This is a genomic window from Streptomyces coeruleoprunus (assembly GCF_039542925.1).
Taxonomy (GTDB): Bacteria; Actinomycetota; Actinomycetes; order Streptomycetales; family Streptomycetaceae; genus Streptomyces; species Streptomyces coeruleoprunus.
The window spans coordinates 5311389-5323875 of record NZ_BAABIT010000001.1; the positions used below are offsets into that span (position 1 = coordinate 5311389).

The following is a 12487-nucleotide window of genomic DNA, read 5'->3' on the forward strand; positions in this document are numbered from 1 at the left end:
GCGCAACGACGCTGCGCCGGGGGGCGGTGGCGCGGCGCTCAGTGGATCTCGTCCACCAGCACGTCCAGCGACCACGCCCGGCCCGCCCGGCCCGGAGCCTCGCCCTCCACCACGTACCCGAGGTCCCGCAGCGCCGTCACCAGCTCGCCCGGCGAGGCGGGCGCCGCGCCCGCCGACAGCAGGCTGCGCACGATCCGGCCCTTCGTCGCCTTGTTGAAGTGGCTCACCACCTTGCGGGTCGGCGCGTGCAGCACCCGCACCGTCGCCGTCCGCTCCGCCACCGCGCCCTTCGGCTTCCACGCCGCCGCGTACGCCGCCGACCGCAGGTCGAGCACCAGCCCGTCCCCGGCCGCCTCCGGCATGACCTCCGCCATCGGCCCGCGCCAGTACGCCCCCAGCGCCCCGAGCCCGGGCAGCTTCACCCCCATGGAGCACCGGTACGACGGGATGCGGTCGTCGACCCGTACCGCGCCCCACAGCCCCGAGAACACCAGCAGCGCATCCCGGGCCCGCTCGCGCGCCGCCGCGTCGAGCGTGGCGAGGCCCAGCGCGTCGTACAGCACCCCCGTGTAGACCTCACCGGCAGGGCGGGCACCCGCGGTGCGCAGCTCCGCGTTCTTGGCGACCTCGCCGCGCAGCCCCTCGCTCAGCCCCAGCACCTCGCGGGCCTTGTCCTCGTCGGCCGCGCACAGCTCGACCAGCTCCGTCAGCACGGCGGCCCGTGCCCCGGCCAGCCCCGGCAGGGACAGCGATCCGGGATCCAGCGGTTCGCCCGGCCCCGAAGAGGCCTTGCCCTCCGACGGCGGCAACAGCACGAGCACGATCGTTCTCCTTCGACACTTACGGCGGCGGCCCCGGGCCAGCGTACAAAGTGCCGCGCACCGCCCCGCGTCCTACGCTCGGCGTATGCCCCGCCGCCATCTCCACGTGACCGGCGCCGCCGAGGCTCCCCTGCGGACCGCCCTGCGCGCGCTGCGGACCCGGCTCGACATCCCGCGCGGCTTCCCCGCCCACGTCCTCGCCGAGGCGGAGGCCGCCGCCAAGGCGCCCCGCCTGCCCGGCCGGGACGCCACCGACCTTCCCCTCTTCACGATCGACCCGCCCGGCTCCCTCGACCTCGACCAGGCCATGCACCTGGCGCGCCGCGCGGACGGCGGCTACCGGGTCCACTACGCCATCGCCGACGTCGCCGCTTTCGTGGAGCCCGGGGGAGCCGTCGACGCGGAGGCCCACCGCCGCGTCCAGACCCTGTACTTCCCCGACGGCCGCGTCCCCCTGCACCCGCCCGCCTTCTCCGAGGGCGCCGCCGGTCTGCTGCCCGGGCAGACCGTGCCGGCGCTGCTGTGGCGCATCGACCTCGACGCGTACGGGAAGCGCGTCGCCGCCGACGTCCGCCGCGCCCTCGTGCGCAGCCGCGCCCGCCTCGACTACGCGACGGCCCAGCACCAGATCGACCAGGGCACCGCCGAGGAGCCGCTCGCCCTGCTCCGCGACATCGGCCGGCTCCGCGAGGAACTGGAGGAGGAGCGCGGCGGCATCTCCCTGCGCGTCCCCGAGCAGGAGATCGTCGAGCGCGACGGCGGCTACGACCTCGGCTACCGCGCCCCGCGCCCCGCCGACGCCTGGAACGCCCAGCTCTCCCTGCTCACCGGCATGACGGCCGCCGACCTGATGACCGCCGCCGGCACCGGCATCCTGCGCACCCTGCCGACCGCACCCGACGGCGCGGTGGCCCGGCTGCGCCGCTCCGCGACGGCCCTCGGCATCGACTGGCCGCACCACGTCTCGTACGCGGCGCTCGTCCGCTCGCTCGACCCGCACCGGCCGAAGCACGCCGCGTTCCTCCAGGACTGCACGTCCCTGCTGCGCGGCGCCGGCTACACCGTCTTCACCGACGGCAACCCGCCGGTGCCCTCCCTGCACGCCGCCGTCGCCGACGAGTACACCCACTGCACCGCCCCGCTGCGGCGCCTCGTCGACCGGTACGCGGGGGAGCTGTGCGTGTGCGCCGTCGCCGGCGAGGAACCGCCCGAGTGGGTGCGGGCCGCGCTCGCCGCCCTGCCGCAGGAGATGGCCGCCGGGGGCCGCCGCGCCAACGAGGTCGAGCGGGAGTGCGTCGACCTCGTGGAGGCCGCGCTGCTCATGGACCGGGTCGGCGAGGTGTTCCCGGCGACCGTCGTCGACGTACGGGAGGACGAGCCCGCGGTCGGCACCGTGCACCTGGCGGAGCCCGCCGTGGTGGCCCGCGTCGAGGGCCCGCGGCCGCTCCCGCTGGGGGAGCGGCTGGACGTACGCCTCACCCGGGCGTTCCCGGGACGGGAGAAGGCGCTGTTCGTGCCCGCGTGAGCGCGGCCAGCAGCGCACGGGCGTCGTCGGCGTGGAACCGCACGGTGCGCACCTGCCGCCGGCGACCCAGGATCCCGACGGCCTCCACGGGCTCGGCCAGCTCCACCGTCAGCGACGTCTGCGACCCCACGGCCAGGTTCAGCTCCCCCTCCGCCTTCTCGTGCGAGAACCGCAGCTCGTGGCGCACCGCGGCGATCACCCCGAGCGGCACCTCCAGGTCCACGTGGCAGCCCTGCCGCAGCCGCAGCACCCGGCCGTCCAGCAGGTGCGGCCGGGTCACGGACGCGGCGTGCAGGCCCAGGACGAACAGCACGGTGTAGACGTCCAGCACCAGCACCACCTCGTGGACGCCGGGCAGGTCCCGCAGCAGGTACGACATCGCCACGCTCTCCACGACGCACACGAACGTGAACCCGTACATCGGCGCCGCCTGGTCCCGGGCGTGCCCGAACGCCGCGACGCCCGGCCCCACCCCGTGGCGCCGGCGCGCCGCCCAGCGCACCAGGCTCACCATCAGCCCCAGCTCGTGCCCGACGAGCCGCACGACCGGCTCCGGCACCAGCTCCAGCAGCGCCTCCCGCGCCGACAGCCCCCGCCGCCGCAGCCGCACGTACAGCCCGCACTCGCCGAGCAGCACCACCACGAGCAGCGCCTCCACGGCCGTCAGCAGGGCCGGCGGCACCCGCACCCCGCCCGCCAGGCAGACCAGCAGCACCGCCTCGCCGGGCAGCAGCGCGTAGGCGAGCCCCCGCAGCAGCCGCCTCACCGGGCACGCTCCACGACGAGCCGCATCGCGCGGCGGATCACCTCGACCTGCGCGGGCGAGAAGTCCGCCCAGAACGCCCCCTGGAAGCCCGCGGGCCTCCCGCCGCCGAACACCGCCGGGTCGACGTCGCCGAAATGGCCCGCCAGCTCGTCCGGCAGCAGCTCCGCGAGCAGCCGCGCCGCCTCGTCCACCCGTACGTCACCGGCGTCCGCACCGGCGAGCGCGTCCAGCCGTGCGTACAGGTCGTAGGCCCGCTCCACCGCCCCGGGCGCCGTCAGGGTCCCGCGCAGGGCGCCCACGAGACCGGCACCGACGCCGTCCGGCTCCACGGTGTCCAGCAGCGCCAGGACCTCCCGGTCCCGGACCGCCATCTCCGGCTCGGGCCCCGGCAGCTCCTCCGCCGCCCGGGCCAGGTCCGCGAAGAGCGCCGCCAGCTCGGGCGACACCGGCCCCTCCGCCGGCAGCCGCCCCTGCCGGGCCTCCTCCAGCAGCACCCCCAGCCGCCCCCGTCGCGCCCGCACGTCCGCCTCCTGGCGGGCCAGGTCCGCGTCCAGCTCCTCAAGGACGTCCACCAGCTCACGCCCGGCGTCGTCGGCCAGGACGTCCCGGACCTCGTCCAGGCCCAGCCCCAGCTCGGTCAGCCGCCGGATCCGGGCCAGCAGCACGGCGTCCCGCAGGGTGTAGTCCCGGTATCCGTTGGCCCGCCGCGGCGGCTCCGGGAGCAGCCCCAGGTGGTGGTAGTGGCGCACGGCCCGCGTACTGACGCCCACGAGCGCGGCGATCTCTCCGATCCGCATGGCCCCAGTAGAAACGTTGACGCTACGACAAGGTCAAGGGCCGGGTACCATGGTCGACACGGCAGACGAGCCGGGCGGACGGCCGCGTGGGGGTTCTCGAACCTCCCCGAGGAACGTCCGGGCTCCACAGGGCAGGGTGGTGGGTAACGCCCACCCGGGGTGACCCGCGGGAAAGTGCCACAGAAAACAGACCGCCGGGGGCCTCGGCCCTCGGTAAGGGTGAAACGGTGGTGTAAGAGACCACCAGCGCCCGAGGTGACTCGGGCGGCTCGGTAAACCCCACCTGGAGCAAGGTCAAGAGGGGCCGTCGCGAGACGGCCCTGCGCGGATGATCGAGGGCGGCCCGCCCGAGTCCGCGGGTAGACCGCACGAGGCCGGCGGCAACGCCGGCCCTAGATGGATGGCCGTCGCCCCGACGACCGCGAGGTCCCGGGGCACAGAACCCGGCGTACAGCCCGACTCGTCTGCCTTCTCCCGCTTCTCCCGATACCGGTGCCCGGAAGCAGTGCGGCCCCGGCACGGTCGACGTGACCGTCACCACCGGCCCCCCGCCAGCCACTGGGGCGGCCCCCTGGGTCACCATCCGCAGGGACCGACACCGCCGAGGCCCGCCGGTTCTGGCCCGCCCGGCGGCCGTCCGGGCGGTGGACGGCCGTCGGCGCTCACGCTCCCACCGTGCCGTCGATCGCCTCGCGCAGGAAGTCCGCGTGGCCGTTGTGGCGGGCGTACTCCAGCAGGACGTGGACCATGACCATGCGCAGCGAGACGTCCTCGCCCCAGCGCGGCTGGTGGCCGGCCAGGTCGAGGGTGGCGGCCGCGCGCTCGATGCGGCGGGAGTGCTCCACCTCCGCCTCCCAGGCCGCGAAGGCCTCCGCGCGGGTCGAGCCGCTCGCGTCGTACGCCGCCTGGAAATCGGTCACGTCGGACCAGACCAGCGGCACGTCGTGGTCCTCGAACACCCGCCGGAACCAGGCGCGTTCCACCTCGGCCAGGTGCCGTACGAGGCCCAGCAGCGACAGCGTCGAGGGCGGCGACGACCGGCGGCGCAGCTCCTCGTCCGTCAGGCCCTCGCACTTCAGGGCGAGCGTCGCCCGCTGGTAGTCGAGGAAGGCGCGCAGCGTCTCCCGTTCGCCGCCGAAGTGGGGCGGCCCGATGCGGGGGTCGGTGGTCGTCACGCGTCGCTCCTCGTCGTCCGGGTACCGGGCCATTGGACCAGTGATCCTGCGCCCGTCGTCAAGTCCGGCCGCAAGACGTCGCGTTGGCCGGGAGGCCATCCCGTGTTCTTCCGGGCGACGGCCGCGCGTGCCACCCTCCCGCCCATGCAGCCACTGAGACCGATCCGCCGCGCACTCGGGTGCGCCGCCGCGCTCACCGCCACTCTGGCCGCCGCCCTGCTCGGACCCGCGCCGGCCGCCTCCGGGGAGCAGCCCGCTTCCGCCGCCTCCGCGGGGCGGTCCGTGCCGTCGGCCGTCGTGTCCGACGACGTCCGCGTCCTGGCGTGGAACATCTACCACGGCGGCCGGAACGTGGACCTCGGCGGTGCCGAGAACCTGCCCCGCGTCGTCGACCAGGTCGTCGCGATCGCCCCGGACGTCTTCTTCTCCGTCGAGACGTACGGAGCGGCCGAAGCCCTCCGCGACGGGCTCACCCGCCGCGCCGGCAAGGGCACGTACAGCGCCACCCGGATCACCGCCGGTGCCTCCGACAACCTCTGGATCTTCACCCGCTACCCGGTGACCCAGGTGTACCCCACGCCCACCGGGACCACGGTCACCGACTTCCACTTCGGCGGCGTCCGCGTCCGGCTGCCCAGCGGCCGCGAGGTCAACCTCTTCGACACCTGGCTCGGTTACACCGAACCGTGGATCGGCGACCTGATCGACGAGAACGCCGCCGCCGTCCGCGACGGCGGGCGGCCGCGCCACTCGGCCAGCCGCGTCCAGCGCGCCGAGTCCGGTGCGCAGGTCCCGCAGATCACCGACATCGTCGGCACCCAGCTCCCGGCCGCGCTCGCCGGCAACACCGACCCCGTGATCCTGGCCGGGGACCTCAACACCGTGCCCGCCGCCGACTGGAGCCGCGCCTGGGCCGGCTGCCCGGACCACTTCGGGCTCGGCTACGACCTGCGCGCGACGCGGGTCCTCACCGACGCGGGGTTCACCGACACCTACCGCGCCGCGCACCCCGACGTGTGCGCCGCACCCGGCCGGACCTGGAGCCCCCTGCCCGCGTACGACTACATGATCACGCCGGACCGCATCGACTTCGTCTTCGCCCGGGGCGCCGGGGTCTCCGTCACCGGCTCCCACACCGTCGACACCCGGCTGCCGGAACACCCGCCGGGCCCCTTCTACTCCGACCACGCCGCCGTCGTCACGGACCTGCGCATCGGTACCTAGCCGGTTTTCCGGTCGGCTCAAATAGCGGAAATCCCGGGCCTGTTGCGGGAACCACGAGTGGATCATAGGGTGACGTCGGCCGTTGCCGTTTTTCAAAAGGTCCGTTCAGAGGGCCGTTCACAGTCCTGTTCACAGGGCTGTTCAAAGGTCCGTTCAAAGGGGGTTCTCGATGTCCGAGATTCCGGAACTCTTCCGGTTCCTCACCGCGGAGAGCAAGGTGGCCGGTGTTCCGGCCTCGGCCGAGCTGTCGGCCACCTACTTTCTCGCGAAGCTGTCGTCCGAGTGCGACCCGTCGGATGTCGAGCACGACATCTCCCACAAGGTCCCGGGCGTGGTGGTCGTCGACAGCCGCAGCGTGGAGTCCTTCCAGGAGGCGCACATCCCGGGCGCGCTGAACCTGCCCCACCGCACCCTGTCGCCCGAGGACGTCGCGGACCTGGACCGGGAGGCCACGTACGTCACCTACGGCTTCGGGCCGGACTGCAACGCCGGCACCAAGGGCGCCGCGAAGCTCGCGGTCCTCGGCTTCAAGGTGAAGGAAATGATCGGCGGATTCGAGTACTGGAAGCGCGACGGGTTCCCGGTCGAATCCGGGAACCCGTCGGACAGCTGATTCCGCCGGGCCGGGGAACCGCGTTCGCCCGCGTTCAGTCCGACTGGACGGGGCGGCGCGGTTCCAGACCTGCCAGGAAAGGCGCACCGAATTCATCCAGGCGACTGTCGTCCTCGGTGATGAAGTGCCCCACCAGTTTTCGGTCCGCGCTGTGCGGGCCGGACGCGTAGCCCAGGATCAGGCAGGGATCCTGGAGCGCCGAGAGATTCAGTACGAGGTCCGCCTCGTCGCAGCCCGTCGGATCACCGAAATCCTGTGACGGCACCGCCTCGAATCCCATGTTCACCTTGAACGAGAAGAGCCCGGCCCGGGTCAGGTGGCCGTAGAGGTTCGGCTCGTCGCCGAGTGTCGCCCAGGTGAATCCTTTGAGGCGGGCGGTGCGCATGGCGGTGAAATAGAGGGTGCGCGCCAGGCTGTCCCTGCGCCAGGACTCGCTCACGGCCGAGAAGCGGATCCGGATGGTGTCCTGCTCGGGGCACTCCGCCACCAGGCAGCCGCCCACCAGCTCGTCCCCCTCGAACGCGAACACCGCGAAGTACTTCTGCGGGCCGTTCAGGACGGTCTCCCGGTGGCGCCGCGCGTACGGCACGCCGAACTGCATGCCGGCGACGCGCTCCTCGTACAGCGCCAGGAACCGGTCCAGGGTCTCCGCGTCGACCCGGTCCTGCACCTCCTCCCGCAGCGCCGCCGAGGCGCGCCGCCGCGCCCGGCGTATGTCCTGGCGCGACTTGTTCTCCAGCCGCGCCAGGAACGTGTCCTCGTCCGGGCCCAGCCGGGCCACCCACGTCAGCATCTCCGGCTTGACGACGAAACCGCGAGCCGTGAGGGCGTCCACGGTGTCGGCGGGCGGCTTCGGCATCCGGACCACGTCGATGTGCTCACCGGCGGACAGCCAGGGTTCCAGGGCCAGTTCGGCGGGCTCGATCAGGGCCACCGACAGTCCGTGCTCGTCAACGATCTTCATGCGGCATCTTCTTCCACCACTCCTGACCGGCCTGCGGCAGGGTCGGGATCGGGTCGTAGTACGGGTAGGCGCGCCGGCTGGCCGTCGGGTCGTCGGCCTCCAGCGGGGTCAGGTAGTTCTTCGTCCAGTACGAGATGCCGCGCTCGCGGTCGTACGAGTCGACCTGGTCGATCCAGCGCTTGCCGACGAACGGCACGTCGCACACGATGCGGGGCGTGGCGAACCCGGGCAGGTAGCCCATCATGCCGCGCTGCAGCTCCTGGGCCTCCCACACGGCCACCCGCCAGTGCTCGCTGTGCGGGATCATGTCGCAGAGGTAGAAGTAGTACGGCATGATCCCGGCGCCGTCGAGCAGCGCGAAGCACAGGTCGAGCAGGCCCTCCACGGAGTCGTTGACGCCGCGCATGAGCACGCCCTGGTTGCGCACGTCGCGCACCCCGGCCTCGAACAGCGCCGTGGTGGCCCGGCCGACGGCCGGGGTCACGGACTGGGCCGCGTTGGTGTGGGTGTGCACCGCGATCTGGACGCCGCGCCCGTGGGCCTTGGCACACACCGAGGCGAGGCCGTCGAGGACGTCCTTCTGCAGCCAGTGCTGCGGAAGTCCGACCAGCCCCTTGGTCGCGAGGCGGATGTCGCGGATGTGGGGTATCTCCAGCAGCGCGTAGAGGAAGGCCTCCAGCCGGGGCCAGGGGACGTTGGCCACGTCGCCGCCGGAGACCACCACGTCGCGGATGCCGGGGCTCGACCGCAGGAAGCCGAGCATCCGCTCCAGCCGGTCGGCCGGCTTGAGCGTGAGCCGGTGCTTGGCCACCTGCGGCGTGGAGTTGCCGACGAGGTCCATGCGGGTGCAGTGGCCGCAGTACTGGGGGCACGTGGCCACCAGCTCGGCGAGCACCTTGGTGGGGTAGCGGTGCGTCAGCCCCTCCACGGCCCACATCTCGGCCTCGTGCAGCGAATCGCGGGTTGCAAACGGATGCGAAGGCCACTCCCCGTGCCGGTCGCTGAACACGGGCAGCATGTAGCGGCGCACCGGGTCCGCGTACAGGCGCTCGGTGTAGCCGGCGTCGCCCGGGGCGAGGTCCGGCACCATCGTGTTGAGCATCTGCGGGGTGAGCAGCAGGGACATGGTCGCGCGGTCCTGCTGGTCGCGTACCAGGTCGGCCACGAAGGACTCGTCGAGTCTTTGGCCGAAAACGGTCTGGAGCTGGCGCGGATTCTTCACACAGTTCGCCCGCTGCCACTGCGCCGACTGCCATTCCTGCGGGGTCACGGCGGACCAGCCGGGGAATCGCGTCCAGTCCGGTTCGACCGGTGGCCGAAATTGATACCGATAGGGCTGGGTTCCGGGCGCATGGCTCCGCGCCTCCGTGAAGACGTCCGTCAAGGTGTCTGAATTCGACTGAATACTCATGCTCTGCAGGCCCCACCGTTCAGGCGGCCCAGGACACACTCCTGCGCCGCTCCACAACTGCTGACGAGATGAACTATTAGCTGTCGCTAATCAGGCGCAAACGGTTCCCGGGTGGCAGACCCCGTGCCACTCGCCGGTCTTTCTATCCGATGCCCTGATCGGTGATCAAGCGCTGACCTGCACTGCTCCGATATGGAGGAACCGCGTTCTCTTGAGCGGTGCTGGGCTCATACGGGTCGTTAGGCATGGCTTCGTCCGATTCCGGCTCCCCGGCCGGCACCCGCAAATACCGGCTCCGCTTTACCGGCGCAAGCCCATTGTCGAAAGTTCTCGGACTCTTGACAGTTCTCGATACTGCACCTGTAGGTTCATGATCGCGGCGAAGGGGGGCGCTGCGACGCCCTGCCCCGCCCGCTTCCGCCAAAAGCGCATGGATTGGGTGTATGTTGACAATTCAGTGGGCAGATCAGCACGACTTCCAATCGCTTCTGAAGCGGTCCGAGGTCGAGGACAAACCGGTTCTGCTGGACCTGCATTCGCCGGAGTGTTCCGGCTGCACCGGCCACGACCGGAGCATCTATTCCGACCCCGAGATCGCTCGGGACATCATGGAACACACCCTTCCGGTCCGTGTGGTCACCACCAACCCCGACCGGACCAGCACGGACATCATCAACAACCACATCTACATCTGGTCGCCGACCGTCCAGCTCCTGGCACCCGACCAGACCCGGTACCACGAGTGGAACGGCGCACCCCGCCGCACCCGCCTCTCCGTCGGCTACCAGACCGTCTTCCACGACACCCCGGGGCACCTCACCGCGGAGTCCTTCAAGGCCCAGTTCCTCGTGGGCCGTGGCAAGGCGGCGCTGCGCAAGAAGAAGTACGGCGAGGCCATCCGCCTCTTCGACGAGGCCATCACCCGCCACCCCGGCGACCGCGTCACCGTCGAGGAGGCCGAGCGCTGGAGCAAGGTCGCCCGGAGCGGCGGCACCATCGAGTCCTCGTGGGACCACCACAGGCAGGTGACCACCTCCCCGCTCGCCGCCGCCGTCGAGCGCTTCGCCCAGACCGTCGCCGCGCTGCCCGACGACGTCCTGATGAAGGACTGGATCGGCAAGCCGGGCCCCGGCGACTGGCAGTGGTACTCCGACTGCCTGCGCGAGGTCGTCCTCCAGGCCTACCAGGAGCTGTGCGACTTCGCCGTCATCGCCGAGCGCGAACGCGCCAAGCACGGCCCGGAGTTCAACGACACCCACCGCCTCCTCGGGCAGCACCGGTTCGCCTACCGCGAGTTCCAGTCGCTGTTCGTCGGCGTCCCCGACGCGCTGCTCGACACGACGCCGCTGCGCTCCGAGCGCTCCATCCGCGAGAACCTCGCGCACGTCGTCATGGCCGAGTGGTGGGCGTACCGCCCGCAGATCCTGCATGCCCTGGACCGCGGCCGGAAGGGCCTGTCCCCGGAGGTCGTCCCGGCCACCGACACCGTCGCCGAGCACGGCGAGCCGCTCGGCAGCCACGAGAGCCTGCACGAGCTGCTGGCCCTCTACGAGCGCCTGCACCTGCGCAACACGCAGGACTACTCGGAGATCACCGAGAAGGAGCTGGGCATCCGCTCCGCATGGTGGGAGCTCGGCCCGGTCGAGCTGCGGTTCCGCCTCAAGCGGTACATCTGGCACCCGCGTGACCACGCCGTCTCGATCGACAAGATCCTCGACGCCGCCGGCCACCGCCACACGGCCAACCACCGCTTCGCGTCCCGCCTGTTCAGCGGTCTCGGCACGGCCGAGGCCGCGCTGATCGGAGCCGACGGCTTCCTGTCCGACCGGGTGGACGCCCTCACGGCGACCATCAACGAGCGGGCCGACGAGGCCGCGCGCCTGCTCAGCCAGGTCACCGACGTCCGCTGACGGTTCCAGAGGGCCGATTCCGCGGTCGCGTCACGCGGAATCGGCCCGGCCCGACACCTGGGGTACTACATGAGAGCCTTCTGGCTGCTGACAGGAGCCTCCGCGGTCTCCACCATCGGCAACACCTTTCTCTACATCGCCATCCCGTGGGCTCTCCTGGAGTCGACCGATTCGAGCCTCCTGGCCGTCCTCAGCGTCGCCGCGCAGACCGCCCCCTACCTCGCCGCGCCCTTCCTCGGCCCCCTCATCGACCGGTACGACCGACGCGTGCTGTTCGCCGCGGGCGAGCTGATCCAGGGCGCCGCCGTCGCCGTCATCCCCCTGCTGCTCGCCCACGACCAGGTCGCGGCCGTCTTCGTGTCGCTCTTCGTCCTCGGCCTCGCCAACGTGGTCTCGGACGTCGCCGGCGACTACGGACTGATCCCCGCCCTCGTCCCGCGCGAACGCCTCGACAAGGCGTCCAGCCAGTTCACCTCCATCCTCCTCGTCGCCCGCTTCGTCGGCCCCGCCCTCGCCGGCTTCACCATCGCGGCGGTCGGCACCACCTGGGCGCTGGAGATCGACGCGGCGACCTTCCTGCTCACCGCGCTCACCGTCGTCTTCATGCCGAAGGCGGAACCCCAGGCCGTCACGGCGTCCCTCGGCACGATGCTCAAGGAAGGCATCGCCTACTTCCGGGCCCGCCCCGACCTGCGGCGGCTGACCATGGCCGTCGCCCTCTACAACCTCGGCGCCGGAGCACTCGAACCCACCCTCCTCGCGGTCGGCGGCGACCAGTGGAACTGGGACCCGACCGCCCTCGGCGTGGCGGTCTCCTTCGGCGCCGTGGCAGCGGCGCTCGGCGCCTGGCTCAGCCCCCGGGCCCTGCGCGGCGGCGACCGGCACCGGCAGATCACCCTGTGGCTCGCCGTCGCGGCCCTCGGCTCCGCCGGGCTCCTCGTCGACGTCCCCCTGGCCGTCGTCGCGGGATTCTGCGTGCTGTGCCTCGGCGAGGGCGGCGTCAACGCCGCCACCATGGCCTACCGCCAGCAGCAGATCCCCGACGAACTGTCCGGCCGGGTCAACGCCGTCATCCGTACGTTCATCACCGGCGCGGTCCCGGTCTCCGCCCTCCTGTTGGGCGTGACCTCCCGCCTCACCGGCTCGCTCCAGATCTTCCTCCCCGTGACGTTGACGGCCCTGCTCGCCGTCGCCGTCTGGGCCTGGGGACGCGGCCGCGACACCACCCGGCCGGCCCCGGCGGACGAGCCGGCCATCACCACCGAAGCGAGGGGCTGACCC

The 12487-nt window shown here is 72.2% G+C and carries 11 protein-coding genes and 1 other RNA gene; 6 read left to right on the top strand and 6 right to left on the bottom strand.

Annotation, left to right across the window (positions count from 1 at the left end; all coding sequences use genetic code 11):
- Positions 1 to 38: 38 nt before the first annotated feature.
- Positions 39 to 821, bottom strand: a complete 783-nt coding sequence (gene yaaA / locus ABEB09_RS23755) for a peroxide stress protein YaaA (RefSeq protein ID WP_345691933.1) — start codon at positions 819 to 821, stop codon at positions 39 to 41.
- Positions 822 to 906: 85 nt separating this feature from the next.
- On the opposite strand from yaaA, the gene ABEB09_RS23760 reads away from it, so the two are divergent.
- Positions 907 to 2346: an RNB domain-containing ribonuclease gene (locus ABEB09_RS23760; RefSeq protein ID WP_345691934.1), complete on the top strand. Its 1440-nt coding sequence runs from the start codon at positions 907 to 909 to the stop codon at positions 2344 to 2346.
- Here the strand turns inward: ABEB09_RS23760 and ABEB09_RS23765 are convergent.
- Positions 2297 to 3112 carry a hypothetical protein gene (locus ABEB09_RS23765; RefSeq protein ID WP_345691935.1) on the bottom strand — a complete coding sequence of 272 codons (816 nt, stop codon included), beginning with the start codon at positions 3110 to 3112 and terminating at the stop codon, positions 2297 to 2299. The genes ABEB09_RS23760 and ABEB09_RS23765 overlap by 50 nt on opposite strands.
- The gene (locus tag ABEB09_RS23770; protein WP_345691936.1) at positions 3109 to 3909 is read right to left on the bottom strand and encodes a MerR family transcriptional regulator; all 801 of its coding nucleotides are present in this window, start codon (positions 3907 to 3909) and stop codon (positions 3109 to 3111) included. Before ABEB09_RS23770 ends, ABEB09_RS23765 begins: the two co-directional genes overlap by 4 nt.
- A 66-nt stretch (positions 3910 to 3975) precedes the next feature.
- Between ABEB09_RS23770 and rnpB the strand changes: the two genes are divergently transcribed.
- Positions 3976 to 4376: RNase P RNA component class A (rnpB, locus tag ABEB09_RS23775), an RNA gene on the top strand.
- Positions 4377 to 4571: 195 nt separating this feature from the next.
- On the opposite strand, the gene ABEB09_RS23780 is transcribed toward rnpB, so the two are convergent.
- The gene (locus tag ABEB09_RS23780) at positions 4572 to 5084 is read right to left on the bottom strand and encodes a DinB family protein (RefSeq protein WP_345691937.1); all 513 of its coding nucleotides are present in this window, start codon (positions 5082 to 5084) and stop codon (positions 4572 to 4574) included.
- Positions 5085 to 5228: 144 nt separating this feature from the next.
- Here ABEB09_RS23780 and ABEB09_RS23785 point away from each other — a divergent pair, with 144 nt between their 5' ends.
- Together ABEB09_RS23785 and ABEB09_RS23790 are read left to right on the top strand one after the other, a co-directional pair.
- A complete protein-coding gene (locus tag ABEB09_RS23785; RefSeq protein WP_345691938.1) occupies positions 5229 to 6308 on the top strand; it encodes an endonuclease/exonuclease/phosphatase family protein in 1080 nt (359 codons plus the stop codon).
- 169 nt (positions 6309 to 6477) lie between these two features.
- A complete protein-coding gene (locus tag ABEB09_RS23790) occupies positions 6478 to 6921 on the top strand; it encodes a rhodanese-like domain-containing protein (protein WP_345691939.1) in 444 nt (147 codons plus the stop codon).
- Between the two features lie 34 nt (positions 6922 to 6955).
- Here the strand turns inward: ABEB09_RS23790 and ABEB09_RS23795 are convergent, their stop codons facing one another.
- Both ABEB09_RS23795 and ABEB09_RS23800 read right to left on the bottom strand, forming a co-directional pair.
- A complete protein-coding gene (locus tag ABEB09_RS23795; protein ID WP_345691940.1) occupies positions 6956 to 7885 on the bottom strand; it encodes a GNAT family N-acetyltransferase in 930 nt (309 codons plus the stop codon).
- Complete coding sequence (locus ABEB09_RS23800; protein WP_345691941.1) at positions 7872 to 9155, bottom strand: KamA family radical SAM protein; 1284 nt, start codon at positions 9153 to 9155, stop codon at positions 7872 to 7874. Before ABEB09_RS23800 ends, ABEB09_RS23795 begins: the two co-directional genes overlap by 14 nt.
- A gap of 749 nt (positions 9156 to 9904) precedes the next feature.
- On the opposite strand from ABEB09_RS23800, the gene ABEB09_RS23805 reads away from it, so the two are divergent.
- The gene (locus ABEB09_RS23805) at positions 9905 to 11206 is read left to right on the top strand and encodes a DinB family protein (RefSeq protein ID WP_345691942.1); all 1302 of its coding nucleotides are present in this window, start codon (positions 9905 to 9907) and stop codon (positions 11204 to 11206) included.
- 69 nt (positions 11207 to 11275) lie between these two features.
- The gene (locus ABEB09_RS23810; RefSeq protein WP_345691943.1) at positions 11276 to 12484 is read left to right on the top strand and encodes an MFS transporter; all 1209 of its coding nucleotides are present in this window, start codon (positions 11276 to 11278) and stop codon (positions 12482 to 12484) included.
- The last annotated feature ends 3 nt before the right edge of the window (positions 12485 to 12487 follow it).

What these genes read in the sequence shown, in the direction of transcription:
- ABEB09_RS23760 (WP_345691934.1), top strand. Translation starts at nt 907, where the DNA reads ATGCCCCGCCGCCATCTCCACGTGACCGGCGCCGCCGAGGCTCCCCTG.
- ABEB09_RS23770 (WP_345691936.1), bottom strand. Translation starts at nt 3,909, where the DNA reads ATGCGGATCGGAGAGATCGCCGCGCTCGTGGGCGTCAGTACGCGGGCC.
- ABEB09_RS23785 (WP_345691938.1), top strand. Translation starts at nt 5,229, where the DNA reads ATGCAGCCACTGAGACCGATCCGCCGCGCACTCGGGTGCGCCGCCGCG.
- ABEB09_RS23790 (WP_345691939.1), top strand. Translation starts at nt 6,478, where the DNA reads ATGTCCGAGATTCCGGAACTCTTCCGGTTCCTCACCGCGGAGAGCAAG.
- ABEB09_RS23795 (WP_345691940.1), bottom strand. Translation starts at nt 7,885, where the DNA reads ATGAAGATCGTTGACGAGCACGGACTGTCGGTGGCCCTGATCGAGCCC.
- ABEB09_RS23805 (WP_345691942.1), top strand. Translation starts at nt 9,905, where the DNA reads ATGGAACACACCCTTCCGGTCCGTGTGGTCACCACCAACCCCGACCGG.
- ABEB09_RS23810 (WP_345691943.1), top strand. Translation starts at nt 11,276, where the DNA reads ATGAGAGCCTTCTGGCTGCTGACAGGAGCCTCCGCGGTCTCCACCATC.